Origin of the sequence: Sulfitobacter sp. 1A15106 (assembly GCF_043556995.1) — a bacterium.
Classification (GTDB): domain Bacteria; phylum Pseudomonadota; class Alphaproteobacteria; order Rhodobacterales; family Rhodobacteraceae; genus Sulfitobacter; species Sulfitobacter faviae.
This window is the reverse complement of the sequence record NZ_JBIFFM010000006.1, coordinates 43,461-65,502: the sequence shown is the minus strand read 5'-3', so window position 1 is coordinate 65,502 and position 22,042 is coordinate 43,461. Positions and strand designations below refer to the sequence as shown.

At 61.8% G+C, this 22,042-nt stretch carries 23 protein-coding genes and 1 other RNA gene; 14 read left to right on the top strand and 10 right to left on the bottom strand.

Going from position 1 to position 22,042, the window contains the following annotated elements:
- Positions 1-46: 46 nt before the first annotated feature.
- Genes purS through ACGYKA_RS10775 form a run of 4 tightly spaced genes read left to right on the top strand, consistent with a single transcriptional unit; the run spans position 47 to position 4,081 of the window.
- Positions 47-277 carry a phosphoribosylformylglycinamidine synthase subunit PurS gene (gene purS, locus ACGYKA_RS10790; protein ID WP_067266658.1) on the top strand — a complete coding sequence of 77 codons (231 nt, stop codon included), beginning with the start codon at positions 47-49 and terminating at the stop codon, positions 275-277.
- Positions 277-945, top strand: coding sequence for a phosphoribosylformylglycinamidine synthase subunit PurQ (gene purQ / locus ACGYKA_RS10785; RefSeq protein WP_394407819.1), 669 nt, complete (start codon positions 277-279; stop codon positions 943-945). Before purS ends, purQ begins: the two co-directional genes overlap by 1 nt.
- Positions 946-981: 36 nt before the next feature.
- Complete coding sequence (locus ACGYKA_RS10780; RefSeq protein WP_067266661.1) at positions 982-2,742, top strand: ATP-binding protein; 1,761 nt, start codon at positions 982-984, stop codon at positions 2,740-2,742.
- A 4-nt stretch (positions 2,743-2,746) separates the two neighbouring features.
- Complete coding sequence (locus tag ACGYKA_RS10775) at positions 2,747-4,081, top strand: sigma-54 dependent transcriptional regulator (protein WP_067266663.1); 1,335 nt, start codon at positions 2,747-2,749, stop codon at positions 4,079-4,081.
- A 23-nt stretch (positions 4,082-4,104) separates the two neighbouring features.
- Here ACGYKA_RS10775 and ACGYKA_RS10770 read toward each other — a convergent pair whose 3' ends face one another.
- Entirely contained in the window at positions 4,105-4,395 is a 291-nt protein-coding gene (locus tag ACGYKA_RS10770) for a hypothetical protein (protein ID WP_394409619.1), read from the bottom strand.
- 548 nt (positions 4,396-4,943) lie between these two features.
- On the opposite strand from ACGYKA_RS10770, the gene ACGYKA_RS10765 reads away from it, so the two are divergent.
- On the top strand, positions 4,944-7,850 hold the full coding sequence (locus tag ACGYKA_RS10765; protein WP_394409622.1) for an Rne/Rng family ribonuclease: 2,907 nt from the start codon (positions 4,944-4,946) through the stop codon (positions 7,848-7,850).
- Between the two features lie 89 nt (positions 7,851-7,939).
- Here ACGYKA_RS10765 and ACGYKA_RS10760 read toward each other — a convergent pair whose 3' ends face one another.
- Entirely contained in the window at positions 7,940-8,167 is a 228-nt protein-coding gene (locus ACGYKA_RS10760; RefSeq protein ID WP_067266668.1) for a sulfurtransferase TusA family protein, read from the bottom strand.
- Positions 8,168-8,258: 91 nt separating this feature from the next.
- On the opposite strand from ACGYKA_RS10760, the gene ACGYKA_RS10755 reads away from it, so the two are divergent.
- From ACGYKA_RS10755 to ACGYKA_RS10740, 4 genes are all read left to right on the top strand, one after another.
- Positions 8,259-9,011, top strand: a complete 753-nt coding sequence (locus ACGYKA_RS10755) for a cytochrome c biogenesis CcdA family protein (protein WP_271687236.1) — start codon at positions 8,259-8,261, stop codon at positions 9,009-9,011.
- 53 nt (positions 9,012-9,064) lie between these two features.
- On the top strand, positions 9,065-10,294 hold the full coding sequence (locus ACGYKA_RS10750) for a hypothetical protein (RefSeq protein ID WP_394409625.1): 1,230 nt from the start codon (positions 9,065-9,067) through the stop codon (positions 10,292-10,294).
- Positions 10,291-11,643 (top strand): cytochrome P450, encoded by a 1,353-nt coding sequence (locus ACGYKA_RS10745; protein ID WP_394409627.1) that lies wholly within the window; start codon positions 10,291-10,293, stop codon positions 11,641-11,643. The genes ACGYKA_RS10750 and ACGYKA_RS10745 overlap by 4 nt, the downstream gene beginning before the upstream one ends.
- A 68-nt stretch (positions 11,644-11,711) precedes the next feature.
- Positions 11,712-12,605: a fructose bisphosphate aldolase gene (locus ACGYKA_RS10740; protein ID WP_271687239.1), complete on the top strand. Its 894-nt coding sequence runs from the start codon at positions 11,712-11,714 to the stop codon at positions 12,603-12,605.
- A gap of 48 nt (positions 12,606-12,653) precedes the next feature.
- Here the strand turns inward: ACGYKA_RS10740 and ACGYKA_RS10735 are convergent, their stop codons facing one another.
- The 8 genes from ACGYKA_RS10735 to ACGYKA_RS10700 all read right to left on the bottom strand — a co-directional run bounded on the left by ACGYKA_RS10735 (position 12,654) and on the right by ACGYKA_RS10700 (position 17,862).
- Positions 12,654-12,881, bottom strand: coding sequence for an N-(5'-phosphoribosyl)anthranilate isomerase (locus ACGYKA_RS10735; protein WP_271687240.1), 228 nt, complete (start codon positions 12,879-12,881; stop codon positions 12,654-12,656).
- A 9-nt stretch (positions 12,882-12,890) separates the two neighbouring features.
- Positions 12,891-13,124, bottom strand: a complete 234-nt coding sequence (locus ACGYKA_RS10730; protein ID WP_271691335.1) for a ribbon-helix-helix domain-containing protein — start codon at positions 13,122-13,124, stop codon at positions 12,891-12,893.
- On the bottom strand, positions 13,121-13,297 hold the full coding sequence (locus tag ACGYKA_RS10725) for a DUF4169 family protein (RefSeq protein ID WP_067266677.1): 177 nt from the start codon (positions 13,295-13,297) through the stop codon (positions 13,121-13,123). Before ACGYKA_RS10725 ends, ACGYKA_RS10730 begins: the two co-directional genes overlap by 4 nt.
- The gene (gene fumC / locus ACGYKA_RS10720) at positions 13,294-14,685 is read right to left on the bottom strand and encodes a class II fumarate hydratase (RefSeq protein ID WP_394409629.1); all 1,392 of its coding nucleotides are present in this window, start codon (positions 14,683-14,685) and stop codon (positions 13,294-13,296) included. The genes ACGYKA_RS10725 and fumC overlap by 4 nt, the downstream gene beginning before the upstream one ends.
- A gap of 95 nt (positions 14,686-14,780) precedes the next feature.
- Positions 14,781-15,260, bottom strand: coding sequence for an SspB family protein (locus ACGYKA_RS10715; protein WP_394409631.1), 480 nt, complete (start codon positions 15,258-15,260; stop codon positions 14,781-14,783).
- A gap of 73 nt (positions 15,261-15,333) precedes the next feature.
- On the bottom strand, positions 15,334-16,578 hold the full coding sequence (gene chrA / locus ACGYKA_RS10710; RefSeq protein WP_394438741.1) for a chromate efflux transporter: 1,245 nt from the start codon (positions 16,576-16,578) through the stop codon (positions 15,334-15,336).
- A gap of 120 nt (positions 16,579-16,698) precedes the next feature.
- Positions 16,699-17,047: a transfer-messenger RNA gene (gene ssrA, locus ACGYKA_RS10705) on the bottom strand.
- A gap of 62 nt (positions 17,048-17,109) precedes the next feature.
- Positions 17,110-17,862: a FadR/GntR family transcriptional regulator gene (locus ACGYKA_RS10700; protein ID WP_394409636.1), complete on the bottom strand. Its 753-nt coding sequence runs from the start codon at positions 17,860-17,862 to the stop codon at positions 17,110-17,112.
- A 77-nt stretch (positions 17,863-17,939) separates the two neighbouring features.
- Here ACGYKA_RS10700 and ACGYKA_RS10695 point away from each other — a divergent pair, with 77 nt between their 5' ends.
- Genes ACGYKA_RS10695 through acuI form a run of 5 tightly spaced genes read left to right on the top strand, consistent with a single transcriptional unit; the run spans position 17,940 to position 21,985 of the window.
- Positions 17,940-18,728 (top strand): DUF2182 domain-containing protein, encoded by a 789-nt coding sequence (locus ACGYKA_RS10695; RefSeq protein WP_394409639.1) that lies wholly within the window; start codon positions 17,940-17,942, stop codon positions 18,726-18,728.
- Between the two features lies 1 nt (position 18,729).
- Positions 18,730-19,362 carry a DUF1326 domain-containing protein gene (locus ACGYKA_RS10690; RefSeq protein ID WP_271687246.1) on the top strand — a complete coding sequence of 211 codons (633 nt, stop codon included), beginning with the start codon at positions 18,730-18,732 and terminating at the stop codon, positions 19,360-19,362.
- The gene (locus tag ACGYKA_RS10685) at positions 19,359-19,859 is read left to right on the top strand and encodes a DinB family protein (protein WP_394409642.1); all 501 of its coding nucleotides are present in this window, start codon (positions 19,359-19,361) and stop codon (positions 19,857-19,859) included. Before ACGYKA_RS10690 ends, ACGYKA_RS10685 begins: the two co-directional genes overlap by 4 nt.
- Positions 19,859-20,962 (top strand): dimethylsulfoniopropionate demethylase, encoded by a 1,104-nt coding sequence (locus tag ACGYKA_RS10680; RefSeq protein WP_394417851.1) that lies wholly within the window; start codon positions 19,859-19,861, stop codon positions 20,960-20,962. The genes ACGYKA_RS10685 and ACGYKA_RS10680 overlap by 1 nt, the downstream gene beginning before the upstream one ends.
- Positions 20,963-20,998: 36 nt before the next feature.
- Entirely contained in the window at positions 20,999-21,985 is a 987-nt protein-coding gene (gene acuI / locus ACGYKA_RS10675; protein WP_394409648.1) for an acryloyl-CoA reductase, read from the top strand.
- Positions 21,986-22,042: the final 57 nt, after the last annotated feature.

Sequence of the window (22,042 nt, the reverse complement as noted above, 5' to 3'; positions counted from 1 at the left end):
CGGCTTCGCCGTTCAATTTGCAGATGTTACAAAGGGGTGTCGCGCCATGAAAGCACGGGTGCATGTGATGCTGAAGAACGGGGTGCTCGACCCTCAGGGCGAAGCGGTTCGCCACGCGCTCGGAGCCTTGGGCTTTGACGGGGTGAACGGTGTTCGTCAGGGCAAGGTAATCGAACTTGACCTCGCCGAAGGCACCTCTGAGGCCGATGTGAACGCCATGTGCGAAAAGCTCTTGGCCAATACGGTGATCGAATCCTATTCGGTGGAGCTGGCCTGATGCACGCAGCGGTGGTTGTCTTTCCCGGGTCCAATTGCGACCGCGACCTTGCCGTGGCTTTCAAAGCCGCGGGCGCCAAGGTCTCCATGGTCTGGCACAAGGACAGCGAACTGCCGCAAGGCGTTGATATCGTGGGGATCCCCGGCGGGTTCTCCTATGGCGACTACCTGCGCTGCGGGGCCATCGCCGCGAATTCGCCGATCTGCCGCACCGTGGCGGCCCATGCGGAGCGTGGCGGCTATGTGCTGGGCATCTGCAACGGTTTTCAGGTGCTGACCGAAACCGGCCTGCTGCCGGGCGCGCTGCTGCGGAACGCAGGGCTAAAGTACATTTGCAAGACTGTCGGCCTCAAGGTTGAGACCACGGCGAGCGATTACACCTCTGGCTACACTGCCGGTCAGGTCATCGACATTCCGATCGCCCACCACGACGGCAACTATTTCGCGGATGACGAGACGATTGCGAAACTGCGGGGCGAAGATCGCGTGGCCTTCAGCTATGCCGAGAACCCGAATGGCGCGCGCGATGACATCGCGGGCATCCTGTCGGAAAACCGCCGGGTGCTGGGCATGATGCCACACCCTGAGCGGGCGGCGGAAGCGGCGCATGGCAATACGGATGGGGCGGCGCTCTTCCGCGCATTGACCGGTGCTTTGCAAACCGCCTGACTTGAGTGCGGTGCGCGGAGCGCGTAGGTTGCCGCGATGAGTGATACATCCGGTTCCGAAGGCAATAGCATGGCCGTATCCTGGCGGGTGCGGTTCGCCATCGCGGCGCTGATGATCCTCGCCGTGGTGACCATTTCGATCACCAACAAACTGCTGACCGACCGGTTTACTGAAAGCACCCGCAACCGCGCCGAACTGCGGATCGCGCTTTATAGCGGCAACCTGCTGGCGGAACTGCGCCAGAATGCCATCGTCCCGCAGCTTTTGGCCCGCGACCCCACCTTGATCGGGGCGCTGCAAACGGCGGATTATTCCCTGTCGACGCAACGGCTTATCTCCTTCGTGGAGGAGATCGGCGCGGCCTCCTTGATGCTTTATGACATTGACGGGCGCACGGTGGCGGCGACCGACCGCAACCGTTTGGGCTCTGCGCATAAATCCGAGCCTTATTTCGTCGACGCCATTCGCTCCAACGCAACAATCTTTTCAACGATTGAGAGGGAGCAGGGCGGCTATCGTTTCCTCTATTCGCGGCGCATGCAGTCGGGCGGCACGACCCTTGGCGTAATCGCGGTCGAGGTCGACTTGCAGAAGTTCGAGCGCGCATGGGCCGGGATTTCCGACGCGGTGATCGTCATGGACAGCACCGGACAGATCATTCTAGCCACCGAGCCGCGCTGGCGCGGGCTGACCGAACCCGAAGCCTTGGCCAACCACACGCCGCAAAGTGCTATTGAGCGCGCCATCCAAGCCACCACCGATTGGACCGCGCTGCCGCCCGACGCCTATTTGCAGGGCGAAGCGGTGATGCGTCTGGAAAACCGCATCCCGTTCCGGGGCTGGCGGATGAGCAGCTACACCACCTATGCCTCGGTCCGCGAGAAGGTGAACGGCGTGCTGGCGCTTGAAGTGATGGGTTTTGCGATCCTGCTGGCCTTGGCGTTCTACTTCCTTAGCCGCCGCACGGCCGGAAGGCTGGCGATCTTCCAACGGGAATCGGCAAAACTCAGGGCGCTGAACCTTGCCCTGCAACGTGAGATTGCCGAACGCAAGCGCGTGCAACAGACCCTCGCCGTGGCCGAACAAACGCTTGAACAGTCATCGAAACTCGCCGCCTTGGGCGAGATGTCCGCCGCCGTCAGCCATGAGTTGAACCAACCGCTTGCCGCGATGAAGACCTATTTGGCGGGCGCGCGTTTGTTGCTCAATCGCAACCGGCAGGATGAAGCGCTATCGTCCTTTGGGCGGATCGACGATCTGATCGAACGGATGGGCGCAATCACCCGGCAGCTGAAATCCTATGCCCGCAAGGGGCAGGAGGCCTTCTCTCCGGTGGATATGGGCGCGGCCTTGGCCTCATCCTTGTCGATGATGGAGCCGCAATTGCGCCAACGACAGGTCCAGATCAGCCGGATTCTGCCCGATAATCCCGTCATGGTGATGGGAGACCGTATGCGGATCGAGCAAGTTATGGTAAACCTGTTAAGAAACGCATTGGACGCAACAAAATCGGAACGAAACCCTCAGGTGGACATTATACTATCAGCGGGGGAGACGGCGACATTGACCGTGCGCGACAATGGCCCGGGGATCGAAGACTTGGACGCGCTGTTCGAACCTTTCTACACGACCAAACAGCCCGGCGATGGCGTGGGGCTGGGTCTTGCCATTTCATCGGGGATCGTCAACGACCTTGGTGGAAGGCTGACGGCGCGCAACGGACAGAACGGTGGCGCTGTATTTGAAATGCAGCTGCCCATATTGGCAGATGAAACGAAGATAGAAGCGGCGGAGTGAACGCATGGCTCAGGCAATGAAAATCGCGATTGTAGATGACGAACAGGACATGCGGCAGTCGATCAGCCAGTGGCTGGCCCTCTCAGGCTATGACACGGAAACTTTCGGCAGCGCCGAGGACGCGCTCAAGACATTGGGGCCCGATTATCCGGGCATCGTCATTTCCGACATCAAGATGCCGGGCATGGACGGGATGCAGTTTCTGAAAAAGCTGATGGGTAGCGACTCGGCCCTGCCGGTCATTATGATCACCGGCCATGGCGATGTGCCGATGGCGGTTGAGGCGATGCGGGTGGGCGCGTTCGATTTCCTCGAAAAGCCCTTCAACCCCGACCGGATGAGCGAGTTGGCTAAGAAAGCCACCAACGCGCGGCGGCTGGTGATGGACAACCGCGCGCTGCGGCGTGAACTGTCAGACGGCGGCCAGTTGATGAAAAAGCTGATCGGCCAATCCCCGGTGATGGAGCGCCTGCGCGAGGATATTCTCGATCTGGGGCAGGCCGATGGGCATGTGCTGATCGATGGGGAAACCGGGACGGGCAAGACTTTGGTCGCCCATGCGCTGCACGCCGTAGGCTCGCGTGCGGGCAAGAAATTCGTGCTCGTCTCCTGCGGTGCCTTGGAGGAGGAAGCGCTGGCCAAACGGCTTTTCGGCCCGATGCAGCCCGAAGACGCGCAACTGCCTGCTATCGAAGAAGCCCGTGGCGGCACTTTGGTCTTGGAGGATATCGAAGCGCTGTCTGAGCAACTCCAAGCCCGGCTGCTGAGCGCGATCAACGAGCAGGGCACCCCGGCGGAGACGCGGATCGTCGCCATCTCGAACCTGCAAGAGGCAGGGCGCACCTCGGAAGACGCGCTGCGCTCGGACCTGTTTTACCGTCTGGCGGCGCTGCGCATCACCGTGCCCCCATTGCGCCAGCGGGGCGAGGATATTCTGACGCTCTTCACCCGGTTGAGCGATCAATTCGCGGATGAATACGGTTGCGAGGCGCCTCAGGTCAGCGCGCAAGAGGCGGCACAGCTGTTGCAAGCGCCTTGGCCCGGGAACGTGCGCCAACTCATCAACGTCGCCGAACGCGCCGTACTGCAATCGCGCCGCGGCTCGGGCACCATCGCTTCGCTGTTGATGAGCGATCATGATGAGATGCAGCCGGTGATGACCACCGAGGGCAAGCCACTGAAGGAATATGTCGAAGCCTTTGAGCGTATGTTGATCGACAACACCATGCGCCGCCACAAGGGCTCGATCGCCAGCGTCATGGACGAGCTTTGCCTGCCACGCCGGACCTTGAACGAGAAGATGGCGAAATACGGGTTGCAGCGGTCAGATTACCTCTAACCGCGCCCCACAAGCAGCGCGGCTTAACCGTTGCGCTGCTCTGCGATCTCGACCGCTTTGCCATTCGGATCGGTGATGCAAGACCAGCTCGCCGCGCCGGGCACATCGACGATATGGCGGTAAAGCTCAACCACCGGACGGGTGGTATTGATCGCAACCCCCGCCGCTTCGGTTTGCTGGGCCACCGCAGAGATACAGCTTTTCTGCCCGCGCAATTCCGCCAAAGCTGCGGGGTCGTCGGCCACGGCGATCTCATCACAGGCGGTGAGGCCCAGAAGGGTCAGACAAAGCGCGGGGCGCAGAAATTTAGGCATGAAAGCGGTCCTTTGAAACTCTGGGCCGCATTGGCGGCAAGGCAATTCTATAGCGTCGCCCGGCGACAGCCGCCACGACAGTCTGAATGTTTCCAAGCCCATGCGCCTTGTCAACCGACCGGGGATAAAGCGCATTTGACTGTTGCTCATTCGATTGACCATTGTGTTTCACCCCGTAAAGCCCTTAACTAGCCGGATAAGTCCCGTAACGTCCGACCGGCGTGGGGTGACTTTTGACAGTTTCGCTGCCGTGCCCGCCCGACACCGGGGGGCCAGCAGACCGATTGGGCCGGAAACGGCCGAAGAACCGCTGATATTCGCGAGGGTTAGCCCGACCGAAGCACAGCTAATTAATGGATGGGAGAGGCCGCAGAGCGCTCGCATCGGAGAAGAACCGCGATGACGCGCGCAGATGCTCAGAGCAGACAGTCGGGGGCCCTTGGTGGCCCTGCTGTTGCCGCGTCCTCCATCGCCCTGACAAGTCACACCTCCCAGCCCGAAGCCCCGCCAGGGGCCTTTTGTGCGCGGGTGCTGTGCATAATGGATCTATGTCTAAGAAAATGCTTATCGATGCCACCCACGCCGAGGAAACTCGGGTCGTGGTCGTGGACGGAAACAAGGTCGAAGAATTCGATTTTGAATCGGAAAACAAACGCCAGCTTGCTGGCAATATCTATCTAGCCAAGGTTACACGGGTCGAACCGTCGCTTCAGGCGGCCTTTGTCGATTATGGCGGCAACCGTCACGGTTTCCTTGCTTTCTCGGAAATTCACCCCGATTATTACCAGATTCCCGTGGCCGACCGTCAGGCGCTGCTGGAAGAAGAGCGCGCCTATGCCGAAGCGCAGGCCGCCAAGGATGACGAAGAAGAAAAACCCAAGCGCACCCGCTCGCGGTCGCGCAGCCGGTCGAAGAGCCAAGCCGCCGAGACCAACAGCGATGATGCCGTAGCCACCGCCGAGGTCGCCGAGGACAACAGCGATCAGATCGCGGGCATGGAAACCGTCGATCTCGACAGCGAAGAGGGCAGCTCGCCCATGGAACGGGTCGCGGAAACGCCGGTTGAAGCGCCGGAGAGCGACGCGAACGACGACGTTGCCAAGGCCGCTGACCCGGCCCCCGCGGATGTTGATGACGCGCCGAAAGCAGACGACACTGACACTAAAGACGAAGCGCAGGCCGACGGTGAAGACGCCGATGGCGAAGATGACAAGGGCAGCGACGCCACGGCGAAGGACGATTCCATCGAATCCGTCGCCGACGAAGACGACAGCGAGGACATCCGTCCCGTGCGCAAACCGCGCCCGCGTCGTTACAAAATCCAAGAGGTCATCAAGGTTCGCCAGATCCTGTTGGTGCAGGTCGTCAAAGAAGAGCGCGGCAACAAGGGTGCTGCCCTGACCACTTACCTCAGCCTCGCGGGTCGCTATTGCGTGCTGATGCCCAACACCGCGCGTGGCGGTGGCATTTCGCGCAAGATCACCAATGCCGCCGACCGCAAGAAACTCAAGGAAATCGCGACCGAGATTGAAGTGCCGAAAGGTGCCGGCCTCATCGTGCGCACCGCCGGGGCGAAACGCACCAAGGCCGAGATCAAGCGCGATTACGAATACCTCCAGCGTCTCTGGGAACAGATCCGCGAGTTGACTCTGAAGTCCATCGCGCCTGCCAAAATCTACGAGGAAGGCGACCTGATCAAACGCTCGATCCGCGACCTTTACAACCGCGAGATCGACGAGATTCACGTCGAGGGCGAGCGCGGCTACCGCATCGCCAAGGACTTCATGAAGATGATCATGCCGTCCCACGCCAAGAACGTGAAGCTCTACAATGAGAGCCTGCCGCTCTTCGCCCGCTATCAAGTCGAGAGCTACCTCTCGGGCATGTTCAACCCCACGGTGCAACTGCCCTCGGGCGGCTATATCGTGATCGGCGTGACCGAAGCGCTGGTGGCAATCGACGTGAACTCCGGCCGGGCCACCAAGGAAGGCTCGATCGAACAGACCGCGCTCAAGACCAACCTTGAAGCCGCCGATGAGGTCGCACGCCAGCTACGTCTGCGTGACCTTGCCGGGCTCATCGTGATCGACTTCATCGACATGGACGAGCGCAAGAACAACGCTGCCGTCGAAAAGCGCATGAAGGACCGGCTCAAGACCGACCGCGCGCGCATTCAAGTGGGCCGCATCTCGGGCTTTGGCCTGATGGAAATGTCGCGCCAGCGTCTGCGCCCGGGCATGATCGAGGCGACGACCCAGCCTTGCCACGCCTGCCACGGCACCGGCCTTGTGCGCTCGGACGATAACCTCGCCCTGTCGATTATCCGCCAGATCGAAGAAGAAGGCACCCGCCGCCGGTCCCGCGAAGTCCTCGTGCGCGCGCCCGTGGGCATCGCCAACTTCCTGATGAACCAAAAACGCGAGCATATCGCCCATATCGAAATGCGCTACGGCATGTCCGTGCGGATCGAAGGCGATCCTTCGCTGGTGAGCCCTGACTTCCACATCGAGAAGTTCAAGACGGCTACGCGCACCGTGCCGCCCGTCTCGGATCACGTCGTCTCGGTCGATACTTCCCTCATGGATCAAATCGATGAGGATGAGAGCGCCGCCGAGGCCGAAGAGGCCCCCGCCGCACAGGACGCCAGCCCCTCAGACAACGGGAACGGCAATGGCAATGGTGAAGAGGGCGAGGGCAAATCCAAGCGCCGCCGCCGCCGCCGTCGCAGCCGGGGTGGCCGTGGCCGCAATGGGAATGGCGATCAGCAGAACGGTGCAGAGGATCAAAACGGTGCTCAGCCGCAGGACGAGGCGAAATCGAACGAGGGCGAGAAAACCGCGCCGGTAGAGGCGGAAGCCCCGCAGGCCGAAGTGGAAGCCGCGCCCGCCGCCGAGGAGAAACCCAAGCCGAAATCCCGCAGCCGCTCGCGCAAGCCCAAGGCCGAAATCGCTCCCGAAGCGGAACCCGCGCCCGAAGCTCTTGCCGCCGCAGAAGGCGAAGCGCCGAAGGTCAGCGCCGAGGCTGAAGGGGAGGAGACGCCCAAGCCCAAGGCCAAGCGTAGCCGTCGGACCAAGAAACCCGCAGCCGAAGCGGCGGAAGAGACCGTGAGCGCAGACGCCGTGGCAAGTGAGGAAGAGGCCGCACCCGCGCCAAAGCCCAAGCGCCGCAGCCGGGCAAAAGCCAAGCCGGTCGAGCCGGTCGCCGAAGCCACGCCCGATGCGATGGCCGAAGCCCTGCCGAGCGAAGCGCCCATCGCGGCCCCGTCACCGGAGACGGCGACGCCCGTTGCGGAAGCGCCTCAGTCTGAGCCGCAGCCCGACCCCGCGCCGCAGCCGGTCGAGGCCGAAGCACCCGCTGCCGAAACCGCTCCTGAGCCAGTGGCCGAGAAGGTCGAAGAGCAGCCCGCCGAAAAGCCCAAGCCCAAACGGCGCGGCTGGTGGTCGCTGGGCAGCTAAAGCGCTCTAGATAAAGGAAACGGCGGGCTCTCAGGCCCGCCGTTTTCAGTTTGGCGATAGGGTAAGAAAGACGGCGCGACCGCGCCCGCTCAGCCGCCCTTGGTGATGATGTAAAGCTCAGCCGCGCCCTCGGTCCGGGTTTCGGTCAGCTGATGGCCCGCCTCGGCACAGAAATGCGGCACGTCGATCACGGCGGCGGGGTCATCCGCCGTCATGTGAAGCTGATCGCCCGGCGCCAGCGCGGCCAGTCGTTTGCGTGCTTTCAGCACGGGCAGGGGGCAGAGAAGCCCCGTTGCATCCAGTTTTTCGATCTTCATAAGATCAGTTAAGCCAAGCCGGTCCCGAGGTCCACGATCTTGTGACAATATGACAGGTGACGCCGGGGCCATGTCGGTCTAGGAGTCGGTCATGTTTGAAATAAGCCTCCTCGACGCCGGGATACTGCCGGCCATGACCATCGCCCTTGTCGCCGGGATTTTCAGCTTCCTGTCGCCCTGCGTGCTGCCCATCGTGCCGCCCTATCTGGCCTATATGGGGGGCGTGTCGATTAATGACATGTCGAGCCAATCCAGCGCGCGGCGGCGGGCGGTGGTGGCGGCGCTGTTCTTCGTGCTGGGGCTAAGCACCGTCTTCGTGCTCTTGGGCTTCACCGCCTCGGCCTTTGGGATGTTCTTTCTCCAGAATCAGGCGCTTTTCGCTAAGATTTCCGGCGTGGTGATCATCGTCTTTGGCCTGCATTTCATTGGCCTCTTCCGCATTCCGTTTCTGGACCAAGAGGCGCGGTTGGACGCGGGCGATAAGGGCGGCTCCAGCTTTGGCGCCTATGTTCTGGGGCTGGCTTTCGCCTTTGGCTGGACGCCCTGCATCGGCCCGCAGCTCGGCGCGATCCTGTCGCTCGCGGCGAGCGAGGCTTCCGTCTCTCGCGGTACCCTTTTGCTGGGCGTCTATGCGGCAGGGCTGGGGATCCCGTTCCTGCTGGCCGCGATGTTCATCACCCGCGCCATGACGCTGATGAACCGGATCAAACCGCATATGAAGCTGATTGAGCGGATCATGGGGGGGCTTCTCGTACTCGTCGGGCTAGCCTTGCTGACCGGTGCCTTCACCGCCTTCTCCTTCTGGCTGCTCGAAACCTTCCCGATCCTCGCAACCGTGGGTTAAGCCTTATTCTCGCCCCGAATTACGGCTAGACTATGCCGAAGAAGAGGGCGGGCATGGTAAGCAAAGCGCAGGGAAAGACGGTGAAAACGCGCCGGGTGTTCTACATCCCCGGCTACGATCCGATTCACCCGCGCCGCTACCGCGAGCTGTACCGCAAGGAAGGCGCCGCGCAGGCGGCGATCTCGGGCTATGAGATCGGGCTGAAGCCGAAGGCGGGCCGCGGCAATTACGGCTGGCAGGTGGATGCTGAGATCGACGGGCAGCGGGTGAGCGCGCAGGTCGAGGTTCTGGTCTGGTCCGACATCGTGCGCGAAAGCATGAGCAGTTCGATCCCCGCGACCTATTGGCAATTGCTGCGCACCGCTTGGGTCTACATCGGATCGGGCGCGCTTTGGCGGCTCATGCGGCTGCGCAAGGGGCCGGTGATCGCCGCACTCTACCCCGTTGGCATGTTGATCGCGCAGGCGCTGCTGGCGGTGGCGCTTGGCCTGTTGAGCTATGGCCTTCTCGGCATGCTCAGCGATCATTGGGCCGCGCGGCTCGCCTTCGCGGCACTGGGCATGGGGTTGGGCATTGCCCTGCTGCGCTGGTTCAAAAAGAAGGACGGCAAGTTTTTCGCCTATTACCTCATGCATGACTACGCCTATTCCGCCGCCACCAAGGGCGCGAATCCACCGCAGCTTGAGGCGCGTATGGCGACCTTTGCCGATGCCATCGCCGCTGCGCTGACTGATGATGTCGACGAGGTCTTGGTCGTCGGCCATTCCTCGGGCGCGCATCTGGGGGTATCTGTGCTGGCCGATCTGATCCGGTCGGGCAGGGTGGCCGAAAGCGGGCCTGCTCTGGGTTTCCTCACGCTGGGGCAGGTGGTGCCAATGGTGTCTTTCCTGCCCCGGGCCGAGCGGTTGCGCAGCGATCTGCGCTATCTCTCGGCGCGTGATGAATTGGCTTGGGTCGATGTCACCGCCCCGGGCGATGGCTGCGCCTTTGCGCTTTGCGATCCGGTGTCGGTGTCCGGCGTCGCGCCCGAAGGGAAGCGTTGGCCGCTGGTCTTCTCCGCCGCCTTCACGCAAACGCTTAGCCCCGCGCGGTGGAAGGCACTGCGCTGGCGGTTCTTCCGACTGCATTTCCAGTATCTTTGTGCCTTCGACCGGCCGCGTGACTATGATTACTTTCAGATTACCGCCGGGCCCCAGACGCTCGCCGCACGCTATGACGGGCGGCCTGCATCGAAATCGCGGATCGACCACGCGGTCAGCAAATACACCTCCGTCGCCGCATGAGCCAACCGCCCAAACCACCCGCGCGGCCCGACCGCGTCTCGCTCTGGCGCTATGCCAAACTGTTTCGCGCCGACATCCTCTCGGCCCAGCCGGCGCGGCTTTACCGCGCGTGGATGGCGGAGTTCAAAACGCCGTTTTTTCGCAGCTACCTGATGAACCAGCCCGAACTGGTGAAAACCGTGTTGAAGGACCGGCCCGAGGATTTCCCGAAATCCGACCGTATCGGCGAGGGGCTGCGGCCCCTCTTGGGCAACTCAGTCTTTCTGACCAATGGCGAGACATGGAAACGCCAGCGCCGCATCATCGACCCAGCCTTCGAGGGCGGGCGGCTGCGTGAGACTTTTCCCGCCATGTGGGACGCGGCAGAGGCGGCTGCGGCACGGCTGGACTCCAAGGCGGACCAGGTGGTCGAGATCGAGGCTGAGACAAGCCACGCCGCCGCCGATGTGATCTTTCGCACGCTGTTTTCGCTGCCGATCGAACATGAGGTCGCCCGCGCGGTTTTTGACGAGTTTCGCAATTACCAGCGTAGCCAGCCGATCCTGAACCTCGGGGCGCTTTTGCCGCTGCCGCGCTGGATGCCGCGCCTGTTTCGCCGCGACACGCGGGCCAGTGCGGCGCGGATCAGGACGCTGATCACCGATCTGACCCGCGCGCGCATGGCGCAGATCGAGGCGGGCACCGCGCCCGACGATCTTGCCACCAAGATCATGACCCAAGCCGATCCCGAAACCGGAGAGCGCTTCGACACCCAAGAAATGGTCGATCAGGTCGCGATCTTCTTTCTTGCAGGGCATGAGACCAGCGCCTCGGCCCTCGCTTGGGCGCTATACTTGATGGCCACCCATCCCGCGTGGCAAGAGCGACTGGCGGAAGAGGCGCAGGCGCTTGAGACCTGCGATTTCGCGGTGGTGTCGAAACTAAAGCTCAGCCGCGATGTTTTTCGCGAAACGCTGCGCCTTTACCCGCCCGTGCCGATGATGGTGCGCGAGAACCGCTGCCCCGAACACTTCCGTGACCGACAGGTGAAACAGGGCGCGCAACTGGTGCTCAGCCCGTGGCATCTGCACCGCCACGAACGGCTTTGGGAGAACCCCGACGGCTTTGACCCGACCCGCTGGCAGACCGAGAATGGCAAACAGTGCCAGCGCGACGCTTTCATCCCATTCTCCGCCGGGCCGCGGGTCTGCACGGGGGCGGGCTTTGCCATGGTCGAGGGGCCGCTGATCCTGTCGCGCATCCTGCGCGACTTCCGCGTGACGGCCCAACCGGGCCGCGTGCCAGTGCCTGTCGCACATTTGACCGTCCGTTCAGATAAGGGCATTTGGTTAGCGCTATCAAGACGCTAGCTGCTATCATCGGCTTTGCGTTTCAATTAGAAACGCAGCGAACGGAATCAAAATAGGACCTGGGTGACATGGGCTACGACAAGGCGCAACTTGAGCAAATGGACAGCGGCAAGGGCTTCATCGCGGCGCTTGATCAATCGGGTGGCTCCACCCCCAAGGCGCTGAGCCTCTATGGCGTGGAACCGTCGGACTACAACGGCGACGAAGAGATGTTCAAAGCCGTCCATGACATGCGGGCGCGGATCATCTTGGCCGATGATTTCACCTCTGAAAAAGTGATTGGCGCGATCCTTTTCGAGCGCACGATGGATGACACGATCAACGGCAAGCCGGTCGCGCAGCTGCTCTGGGAAGACCGCGGCGTGGTGCCTTTCCTGAAGATCGACAAGGGTCTGGAAGAGACCAATAACGGCGTGCAGATGATGAAGCCGATCATGGAGATCGACGACCTGCTGGCCCGTGCCGTGAAACACGGCATCTTCGGCACCAAGGAACGCTCTGTCATTCATGAGGCCAATGAAAACGGCATCGCCGCCGTGGTGGCGCAGCAGTTCGAACTGGCCAAACAGGTCTGTGCCGCCGGTCTCGTGCCGATCATCGAGCCCGAGGTGAACATCAACTCCGAGAGCAAGGCCGAGGCCGAAGAAATTCTGCACGGTGAGATCGAGAAGCATCTGAAGGCGCTGCCCGAAGGTGAGATGGTGATGCTGAAACTGACGATCCCCGAAAAGGCCGGTCTCTATGACGATCTTGCCGAGCATGCCAATGTGCTGCGCGTCGTGGCGCTGTCGGGTGGCTATTCCACGGCGGAAGCCTGCGAACGGCTGGGCAAGAACCGGACCATGATCGCCAGCTTCTCCCGCGCTTTGACCGAAAGGCTGAACGTTAAGATGACGGACGCCGAGTTCAACACGGCGCTTGGGCAGAACATCGAGAAAATCTACCAAGCCTCGATTTGCTAAACGGAATTTTTTGAAAATTCCGAAGCCGTTTTCTTTTAAAGAAAACGGCTACACGATCCGCCGGATGGGTTCACGATGGCAAAATATGATGACCTGTCCGGCGTTTTCCACCGCTTGATACCCACGGCGCTTCAATTCCGCTTCGAATGCCCGGCGTCCGACGAATTTCTCGATATCCCGCGCTTTGCGCCGGATCACCTGACCGCTGATCGCGGCGCGCGAGGCAAAGAGGCTGTGGAGCCACGCCTGTGGCGAAAGGGGAGAGGCCAAAGTCATGGCCGGACGCTAATCCGCTTTTGGTAAACGTTCCTTTAACGACCGCAGCACAAACAAGCGGATCGCCCCGGCCAGCCCGATGTCCAGCCCACGGGCGGCGTCGATCTCGGCCACCAATGCGTTGATCGGCATGCCCCGCGCGGCGGCGATGGCGCGGAACTCATCCCAGAATTCGTCTTCGAGGGAGATCGATGTCCGGTGGCCCCTTAGGGTCACCGAATGTTTGCGGGGCCGTGCGCTCATGTCTCGCGCTTATGCGCATCGAGCGTGGCCTTGGCTTGGGCGGCGCTTTTGCGCGCCGCCTCCTTCTCAGCTTTGCTACGGCCAAAGCGCAGCGCATTCTCATCCGCCTGAGCGCGGCGGGCCGCAAGATCGCGTGCCTTTCTCGCCTTGTTCAGGTTGATGGGCTGGCTCATTTCGGGCCGATCATGTTCTCGGGGCGCACCACACGCTCGAAGGTCTCGGCATCGACGAAGCCCAAGGCAATCGCCTCTTCCTTCAACGTGGTGCCGTTCTTATGCGCGGTCTTGGCGACCTTGGTGGCATTGTCATAACCGATCTCGGGGGCCAGCGCGGTGACCAGCATCAGCGACTCGCGCATCAGCTTCTCGATCCGGTCCGCATCAGCCTTGAGGCCATCCACCAGATTGTCGGTAAAGGCCGAGGCCGCATCGCCCAACAGTTGCATGGATTGCAACACGTTATAGGCCATCATCGGCTTGTAGACGTTAAGCTCGAAATGCCCCTGCGATCCGGCGAAGCCCACGGCGGCATCATTGCCCATGACATGGGCACAGACCTGCGTCAGCGCCTCGCATTGGGTCGGGTTTACCTTGCCCGGCATGATCGAAGAGCCGGGCTCGTTCTCGGGCAGGATCAATTCGCCCAGACCGCAGCGCGGGCCGGAGCCCAGAAGGCGGATGTCATTGGCAATTTTGAACAGCGAGGCCGACACGGTCTTCAGCGCGCCGGAGATCTCGACCATCGCGTCATGGGCAGCCAGCGCTTCGAACTTGTTGGGCGCTGTGACGAAGGGCAGGCCGGTGATCTCGGCCATGTTATGCGCCACAGTCTCCGCCCAGCCCTGTTTGGTGTTCAGCCCGGTGCCCACGGCGGTGCCGCCCTGTGCCAGCTCATAGATACGGCCAAGCGCGTCGCGCACACGGGCAATGCCCATAGCGACCTGATGGGTATAGCCCGAGAATTCCTGAGACAGCGTGAGCGGTGTCGCGTCCTGCGTATGGGTGCGGCCAATCTTGATGATTCCGTCGAATTCTTCGACCTTCTTCTGCAACGCGCCGTGCAGCTTCTCCAGCCCCGGCAGCAGCACGTCACGCGCCGTCATCGCGGTGGCGATATGCATGGCGGTGGGGAAGGTGTCGTTCGACGACTGGCCCATGTTGCAGTGATCGTTCGGGTGCACCGGATCCTTGGAGCCGATGGTGCCGCCCATGACCTCGATCGCGCGGTTGGCGATGACCTCGTTGGCGTTCATGTTCGACTGGGTGCCGGAACCGGTCTGCCAGACCACCAGCGGGAAGTTGTCGTCGAACTTGCCCTCGAAGACCTCTCCGGCGGCTTGAATGATCGCGCGACCGCGTTCCTCGTCCAGCGAGCCCTGCGCCACATTCGCCTGCGCGCAGGCCTTCTTGATCACGCCGAGCGCGCGCACGATGGCGATGGGCTGCTTTTCCCAGCCAATCGGGAAGTTCATGATCGAACGCTGCGTCTGCGCGCCCCAGTATTTATCGGCGGGGACTTCGAGCGGACCAAAGCTGTCGGTTTCGGTGCGGGTATCGGCCATTCTGCGGCTCCTGCTGTGACTTATCGTTGTCCAGCGGTGTACCTGCGCCTTACGCGCTGCGCAATGCGGGGATGGCGCTAACGGCCATTCCGGCGCTACTTCCGAAAGGAATCGAGCGAGACGATCTCGGCATCTTTGACCGGCTCTTCCGCGACTTCCAACTCTGCCTCATCCGTCTGGTCGAGCGTGACCTCATCCTCCGCCACGTCTTCCTCTTCGGTCTCTTGCTGTTCGAACCGCAGGCCGAACTCAACCGAAGGGTCCACGAAGGTGCGGATCGCGTCGTAAGGAATATAAAGCGGCTCTGGCGCATCGCCGAAATTCAGCGTGATAGCGAAACCGTCTTCACCCACATCAAGGCCGTCGTACCAATGCTGCATCACCACGGTCATCTCATCGGGATAACGGTCGGACAGCCAATCGGCCAATTCCGCATCCGGATGCGAGGTGTCGAAGGTGATGAAGAAGTGGTGATTCCCCGGCAGTCCCTTATCCGATACGTCTTGCAAGACCCTGCGGATCAGGCCCCGCATGGCTTCGTGCATCAGGTTGCCGTAATCAATGCTGCGGCTCATTCTTCTCTCCGGTCCGGGCGTTGGGCAGGGGTAAGCATACCCCATTCAGGGGCGAGTGAAAGGGGGTCCCGCGCTAAATCGCGTGAAGGATCAGCGCCAGCATGGGGAGCAGGACCATCGTGAGGACAAACCCACGCTTGAGCGCCAGCATCAGCACGGCCGCCAAGAGGGTGAGCGCGGCGGCCATGGGGTTGAAACTGTTCCAAACGGGCAGGGGCAGGGCGAGCGGGCCATCAGCGCCCACCCGGTCAAACAGCACATGCAGCGCAAACCAGACCGAGAGATTGGCGATGACCCCCACCACAGCCGCCGTGATCGCCCTCAGCGCGCCTTCAATACGCGGCTGTTCAGAGAGCGCCCCAAGATACGGGCCCGCAAGGAAAATCCACAGAAAACAGGGCGTGAAAGTGACCCAAAGCGCCAGCAGCCCGGCAGCCATCGCCCCCGCGGGGCCGCTTTGCGCAAATCCCGCCAGCATCCCGACGAATTGCGTCACAAGGATCAGCGGGCCCGGCGTCGTCTCAGCCAAGCCGAGCGCGTCGATCATCTGATCGGTCTCGATCCAGCCGAAATCCTGCGCCACGGTCTGGGTCATATAAGCCAGCACCGCATAGGCCCCGCCGAAGGTCACCACGGCCAGCCTGGAAAAGAACAGACCCAGTTGCAGCAGAAAGTCGTCGCCCATGAAGGCAAGGAACAGAAGCGGCGCGGCCCAGAGACCACCCCAGATGAGCAGGGTACGCAGGCTATGCGCCGGGGGCAGGTCGGCGGCTTCGGTCTCGGGCGTCGGGCTTCGGGTCAGCATCCCAATGGCCCCGGCCGCCAGAATGATCAGCGGAAACGGCAGGCCCAGCACGAAGAGCGCGATGAAAGACCCAAAGGCCAGCGCCCAGCCGAGACGCCCGTGAAGCGCCTTTGAAGAAACCTTCAGAAGCGCTTGGAATACCACGATAATAACAGTGGCCTTGATGCCCAGAAAGGCCGTTTGTACCAAGGGCATCTGCCCATACCACGCATAAAGCAGCGCGAGTGCGGCGATGAAGACCGCACCCGGCACGACGAAAAGCAGCCCCCCCAACAGCCCGCCCGCAACGCCGCGCAGGCGCCAGCCTGCATAGGTCGCCAGCTGCATCGCCTCCGGTCCGGGCAACAGCATACAGAGCGAAAGGGCCCGCAGGTAGGTCTGCTCGCTCAACCACGGGCGATGCTCGACCAGCTCGCGGTGCATCACGGCGATTTGGGCTGCGGGGCCGCCGAAGGACATCAACCCGATCCGGCCAAACACGCGAAACATATCGGGCCAACTGGGCGGGGTCATCGGGGCCATCCTGCGTCATCAAAGCCACCACGGCTTCGCTGCGTCACGGATAGGGCCAGAGAAAAGCGCGGTCAAGTTAATGCAAGAGCGCCGTCTAACGGGTATGGAATGGAAGGGAAAAGTGCAGGTTTCTGTTGCCAGGTACCTGCGAACCCCGCCTTAAGCTGCAAGGCCTAAGGACTTAAGATTTCAGTCGCTAAAACCGCTTACGCGGCCATCGCAACTGGAGCACGATTGTCATTTGCAATTGTACAGTTTGAACCGATAACGGTGGTATCTCACCGAGACAAAGCAACCCCTTTAGACGTTCGTCGATCCTATTTCGGCCCCATGATCCCCAAATGAAGGATGTTTGGTGGAGCCGCCGGGTACCGCCCCCGGGTCCGAACCGCTTATTACGAGCGCGTTTATGTCCATAGTCCCGAAGGACGTGATTAAAGTAGGGCCGCCATGGGCGAATTGCAAGGGGTGGGATGCGGTGAATTTTTCACGTCAAGATAAGAGCGTATCGCGTTGTTTATATGGCCCAACCTAGCGTCTGCCCGCAACTTCGGCATTCCGCGCCGCACGCGCGGCGAAAACGCTTTGGGCAAGCTGTTGCGTCTCGGCCTCCAGCGCGGTCAGCCCTGCCGTCACCGCCCTGTCGTCATGGGCCTCTACCGCATCCGCGATCTCTTGATGCAGAGCCACGATCCGTGCGCGATCCCGCGCGGTGAAGGTGATCATATTCATCAAAGTTTGCATGGCTTCGACCGCGCCCGCGAGTTGGTAGCTCAGCACCGGATTGCCCGCGCCATCGACCAACGCCCGGTGGAAGGCGACGTCGGACGCGCAAAAGGCCTCGTCCGTGAGGCCCGGTTGCGCCTGCCGGTGAATTTCGGCGCGCATGGTAGCAAGGTGATCCGCCGTCCGGCGCTCTGCCGATAACGGCGCGCAAGCGCGCTCCAATGCAAAGCGGGCCTCGCAGGCGGTCTCAAAGCTCACCGCGTTCATCGACAGAAGCAGAGTCGATGTGGTGATCTGCTGCGCGTAGGCATCCGGAAAGCTCAGGCGGTTAACGAAAGCACCCCCCGTGGCTCCGCGCTGCGTGCGGATCAGCGATTGCGCGGCCAGACGCTTGAGCGCCTCGCGCACCGTGGGGCGGGAAACCTCGAACTGCTCGGCCAGCTCCGCCTCGGAGGGCAGACGCTGGTCGACGATCAGATGCCCGCCGATGATGGCGTCGCGAATGGCCGTGGCGATCTGGGCCGATAGATCGGCGGGGTTGCTTGGGTCGATTTTCATATGTCTTACAATTAGTGTTTGCGAGGACTTTAATTGTCTGACATTAAATCTACAAGAGCACGCAGGGGAGGGCGGTGATGACCGGGATGGTACGATCAACACTATGGCTGGGGTTTTTCGCCCTAATTCTCGCCGCTTGGTGGATGATGTACAGCATGGCGATGCAGATGGATCTCGATCTGCTGGGCCGCCCCGGGGCCATGGGCGAACGTATGCGGCAGATGGATCCGGGCATGGATATGTATATGCCCATGGCGCGTTTCTTTCCACTGTTCGTGATGTGGGGCGCGATGATGGCGGCGATGATGGTCCCGACCATGGTGCCAACGCTACGCGCCTATGAAGACCTTATGACTTCGGCCAATGGCAAGCGCGCGGGCTGGCTGGCGGTGCTTGCAGGCTACCTCGCAGTCTGGTTGATCTTCGCGGCGGGGATCGCGGGTTTGCAACTGATGCTGCTGCACGGCGGCGTCATCGACATGCTCGGCATCGCCAAATCGCGTTGGACGGCGGCGGCGCTGCTTTTGGCTGTAGGACTCTTCCAATTTACCCGCGCCAAGGAGATTTGCCACGGGGTCTGCCACTCTCCGATGATGTATTTCATGGGCCACTGGCGCCCCGGCGCCGCGGGCGGTTTTCGCATGGGGCTGGGCCTCGGTGCCTTTTGCGCGGGCTGCTGCTGGGGCTTTATGCTTCTGGGCTTTGCCGGCGGGGTCATGAACCTTGCTTGGATGGGGCTGGCCACGCTTTTCATGGTCATCGAAAAACTGCCCCAGATCGGGCATTACGTAACAAAACCAATGGGTTTCTCCCTAATCCTCGGCGCAGGAGTCGTGGCGGGTTGGCCCGTGATCACAGGAGGATGATATGCCAAACAGAGAGATGACACCCGCCAATTGGGCGATCAAGGGCGAGCTTTTCCTGAACTGCTCTTGCGATGTCTTCTGCCCCTGCGTGGTCAGCCTTGGCGCGCATCTGCCGACCGAAGGCCACTGCCATGCATGGATGGGCATCGTGATCGACGAGGGCCATTTCGAGGGGGAGGATTTGGCCGGCCTGAACGTCGGGTTGTTGGTCGACATTCCGGGCCGCATGGGCGAGGGAAATTGGAAGGTCGCCGCCTATGTGGACGACCGCGCGAGCGAGGCGGCCTATGACGGGTTGCTGCAAATCTTCTCAGGCGCTGCCGGCGGCACCACGGGACTGTTCACCATGTTGGTGAGTGAGATCATCGGCGCCGAACGCGCCCCGGTCGAAATCATTCGCGACGGCAACCGCCGGGTCATCAACATTGGCCGAAAGATCAACGGCGAGATCGAGATGCTGGCCGGGGCCGAACCGGGAGAGCCTGTGACGATCACCAATTCGAAATACTGGATGGGCCCGAATATCGTGGCTGCGCGTGGCGTAAAATCCAAGGTCCGCGACTATGGCCGGGTCTGGGATTTCGGCGGTAAATCGGCTGAGGTCTGCGCGATTGATTGGCAGGGGGCGCGGTGATCACCCCCGCCTATGCCAAGGAAATGGCGCGCTATAATGCTTGGCAAAACAGACAGTTGTCAAATGTCGTTCAGGCTTTGGATGAAGCATCGTTAACGCAGGATCGCGGGGCGTTCTTCGGCTCCATCCTCGGCACGCTGAACCATCTTCTGTGGTGCGATCAACTCTGGCTGTCGCGGTTCGACCCTGCCGCGCCAAAACCGGAAGGCAAAGACACCGAGCTTTGCCCCTCCGGTGACGCATGGGTTTTGGCGCGAGTTCAATGCGATCTTGCCATTTCTCAGTGGGCGGCGGGGCTGGACCAGTCGATGCTAGACCGCGATTTAACGTGGCATTCCGGCATCTTGCAACGCGATGTTTCCAAGCCAATGGCGGGATGTGTGGTGCACTTCTTCAACCACCAAACCCATCACCGCGGCCAAGTGCACGCCATGCTCACCAGCGCAGGATGTGACGCGCCGGTAACCGATTTCATCTTCATGCCGGGGGAAGGCTGATGGCCGAACTCTCTCCCTCGCGCCGGATCAGGCGCACGCCATTCTCTGCCGGGGTCGAGGCGGCGGGTGTGAAAGCCTATACGGTCTACAACCGGATGCTGCTGCCCACCGTATTTGAGAGTACCGAAGCGGATTATCACCACTTGAAGAAAGCCGTGCAAGTCTGGGACGTGGCATGCGAAAGACAGGTTGAACTGCGCGGGCCCGATGCTTCCCGACTGATGCAAATGCTGACACCCCGCGACCTGCGCGATGTGGCGCCGGGCCGCTGTGTCTATGTGCCGATCGTGGATGAGACGGGTGGGATGCTTAACGATCCGGTGGCGGTGAAACTGGCCGAGGATCGTTGGTGGATTTCCATCGCCGATAGCGATTTGTTGTTGTGGGCCAAGGGAATATGCAACGGTTATCATCTTGATGTTTTGGTCGATGAGCCGGATGTGAACCTGCTGGCGGTGCAGGGGCCGAAAGCCGAAGACCTGATGGAACGCGTTTTTGGTGCGGGGGTGCGGGAAGTGAAGTTCTTCCGCTTCGGGGAGTTCCAGTTTCAAGGCCGCGCCATGAATGTTGCGCGCTCCGGCTACTCCAAACAGGGCGGCTTCGAGATCTACACCGAAGGGGCCGATATCGCGATGCCGCTTTGGGAGACGCTTTTCGAGGCGGGGCGCGATCTGGATGTGCGGGCGGGCTGTCCGAACCTGATTGAGCGGATCGAGGGCGGATTGTTGAGCTATGGCAATGACATGACCGACGACAACACGCCCCACGAATGCGGTCTTGGCAAGCTCTGCGACACGCAGGCGGCGATGGGCTGTATCGGCAGAGATGCGCTGCTGCGGGTGGCGAAAGAGGGGCCGGTGCAACAGATACGTCCCCTAGAGATCGCGGGCGATCCGGTGCCGCTTTGTGATCGTGTCTGGCCCTTGATGGCGGGCGACAAGCGTGTGGGGCAGGTGACCTCGGCGGTTTGGTCCCCTGACTTTGGCGTGAATGTCGCCATCGGAATGGTGCGGATGACCCATTGGGACCCGGGTACGCGGTTGCGGGCGCACACCCCCGACGGCGAGCGTGACGTGACCGTTCGTGAAAGTTACTGGGCCTGAGGTCCGTTAGATTGAAACCTGAAAAGGAGATGAAAGATGAGCTTTAATGCGCTGATTGTAAACAAGGATGACGAAGGCAAGACCAAGGCCGAGGTCACCCAGATCATCGAAGACCAACTGCCCGAGGCCGAGGTGACGGTCGCGGTCGAATATTCCACCGTGAACTACAAAGACGGCCTATGCATCGGGCCGGGTGGTGGCTTGGTCCGCAACTATCCGCATGTGCCGGGCATCGATTTCGCCGGCACGGTCGAGACCTCGAATGACGACCGTTACAAGCCCGGCGACAAGGTGGTGTTGACCGGTTGGCGCGTGGGCGAGGCGCATTGGGGCGGCTATGCGCAAAAGGCGCGGGTCAAGGCCGATTGGCTGGTGCCGCTGCCCGAAGGACTGGACACGCGCCAAGCGATGGCCGTGGGCACGGCAGGTTTCACCGCGATGCTGGCCGTCATGGCGCTTGAGGATCACGGCATCAAGAAAGGCCCGGTTCTGGTCACGGGTGCTGCGGGGGGCGTCGGCTCCGTCGCCACGGCGATCCTTGCCAACCTCGGCTATGAAGTGGCGGCGGTCACCGGGCGGCCCGAGACCGAGGATTACCTCAAAAGCCTTGGGGCGGCCCGGATCGTTGCGCGGGACGAGATCAACGAGACGGTCAAACGCCCCCTTGAGGGCGAGACATGGGGCGGATGTGTCGATGCCGTAGGCGGCGCGATGCTGGCCCGCGTGCTGGGTCAGATGGAATATGGGGCGAGCGTGGCGGCCGTGGGCCTTGCGGGCGGTGCGGCCCTGCCTGCCACGGTGATCCCCTTCCTGCTGCGCGGCGTGAACCTCTTGGGCATCGACAGCGTCATGCAGCCCTATGACAACCGCCTGCGCGCATGGGAGCGTGTGGCCAAAGACCTGCCGATGGACAAGCTGGAAGCGATGGTCCAACCCGCTGGGCTCAGCGACCTGCCGCAATTGGGGGCGGACATCCTGAAAGGGCAGGTCAAGGGCCGGGTGGTCGTCGACGTAAACGCTTGATATTGCCTCGGCGCGGGGCGGTGTGGTTAATGGTCCGCGCCGCCCCGACCGCAAGAA

What these genes read in the sequence shown, in the direction of transcription:
- purS (WP_067266658.1), top strand. Translation starts at nt 47, where the DNA reads ATGAAAGCACGGGTGCATGTGATGCTGAAGAACGGGGTGCTCGACCCT.
- purQ (WP_394407819.1), top strand. Translation starts at nt 277, where the DNA reads ATGCACGCAGCGGTGGTTGTCTTTCCCGGGTCCAATTGCGACCGCGAC.
- ACGYKA_RS10780 (WP_067266661.1), top strand. Translation starts at nt 982, where the DNA reads ATGAGTGATACATCCGGTTCCGAAGGCAATAGCATGGCCGTATCCTGG.
- ACGYKA_RS10775 (WP_067266663.1), top strand. Translation starts at nt 2,747, where the DNA reads ATGGCTCAGGCAATGAAAATCGCGATTGTAGATGACGAACAGGACATG.
- ACGYKA_RS10770 (WP_394409619.1), bottom strand. Translation starts at nt 4,395, where the DNA reads ATGCCTAAATTTCTGCGCCCCGCGCTTTGTCTGACCCTTCTGGGCCTC.
- ACGYKA_RS10765 (WP_394409622.1), top strand. Translation starts at nt 4,944, where the DNA reads ATGTCTAAGAAAATGCTTATCGATGCCACCCACGCCGAGGAAACTCGG.
- ACGYKA_RS10760 (WP_067266668.1), bottom strand. Translation starts at nt 8,167, where the DNA reads ATGAAGATCGAAAAACTGGATGCAACGGGGCTTCTCTGCCCCCTGCCC.
- ACGYKA_RS10755 (WP_271687236.1), top strand. Translation starts at nt 8,259, where the DNA reads ATGTTTGAAATAAGCCTCCTCGACGCCGGGATACTGCCGGCCATGACC.
- ACGYKA_RS10750 (WP_394409625.1), top strand. Translation starts at nt 9,065, where the DNA reads ATGGTAAGCAAAGCGCAGGGAAAGACGGTGAAAACGCGCCGGGTGTTC.
- ACGYKA_RS10745 (WP_394409627.1), top strand. Translation starts at nt 10,291, where the DNA reads ATGAGCCAACCGCCCAAACCACCCGCGCGGCCCGACCGCGTCTCGCTC.
- ACGYKA_RS10740 (WP_271687239.1), top strand. Translation starts at nt 11,712, where the DNA reads ATGGGCTACGACAAGGCGCAACTTGAGCAAATGGACAGCGGCAAGGGC.
- ACGYKA_RS10735 (WP_271687240.1), bottom strand. Translation starts at nt 12,881, where the DNA reads ATGACTTTGGCCTCTCCCCTTTCGCCACAGGCGTGGCTCCACAGCCTC.
- ACGYKA_RS10730 (WP_271691335.1), bottom strand. Translation starts at nt 13,124, where the DNA reads ATGAGCGCACGGCCCCGCAAACATTCGGTGACCCTAAGGGGCCACCGG.
- ACGYKA_RS10725 (WP_067266677.1), bottom strand. Translation starts at nt 13,297, where the DNA reads ATGAGCCAGCCCATCAACCTGAACAAGGCGAGAAAGGCACGCGATCTT.
- fumC (WP_394409629.1), bottom strand. Translation starts at nt 14,685, where the DNA reads ATGGCCGATACCCGCACCGAAACCGACAGCTTTGGTCCGCTCGAAGTC.
- ACGYKA_RS10715 (WP_394409631.1), bottom strand. Translation starts at nt 15,260, where the DNA reads ATGAGCCGCAGCATTGATTACGGCAACCTGATGCACGAAGCCATGCGG.
- chrA (WP_394438741.1), bottom strand. Translation starts at nt 16,578, where the DNA reads ATGACCCCGCCCAGTTGGCCCGATATGTTTCGCGTGTTTGGCCGGATC.
- ACGYKA_RS10700 (WP_394409636.1), bottom strand. Translation starts at nt 17,862, where the DNA reads ATGAAAATCGACCCAAGCAACCCCGCCGATCTATCGGCCCAGATCGCC.
- ACGYKA_RS10695 (WP_394409639.1), top strand. Translation starts at nt 17,940, where the DNA reads ATGACCGGGATGGTACGATCAACACTATGGCTGGGGTTTTTCGCCCTA.
- ACGYKA_RS10690 (WP_271687246.1), top strand. Translation starts at nt 18,730, where the DNA reads ATGCCAAACAGAGAGATGACACCCGCCAATTGGGCGATCAAGGGCGAG.
- ACGYKA_RS10680 (WP_394417851.1), top strand. Translation starts at nt 19,859, where the DNA reads ATGGCCGAACTCTCTCCCTCGCGCCGGATCAGGCGCACGCCATTCTCT.
- acuI (WP_394409648.1), top strand. Translation starts at nt 20,999, where the DNA reads ATGAGCTTTAATGCGCTGATTGTAAACAAGGATGACGAAGGCAAGACC.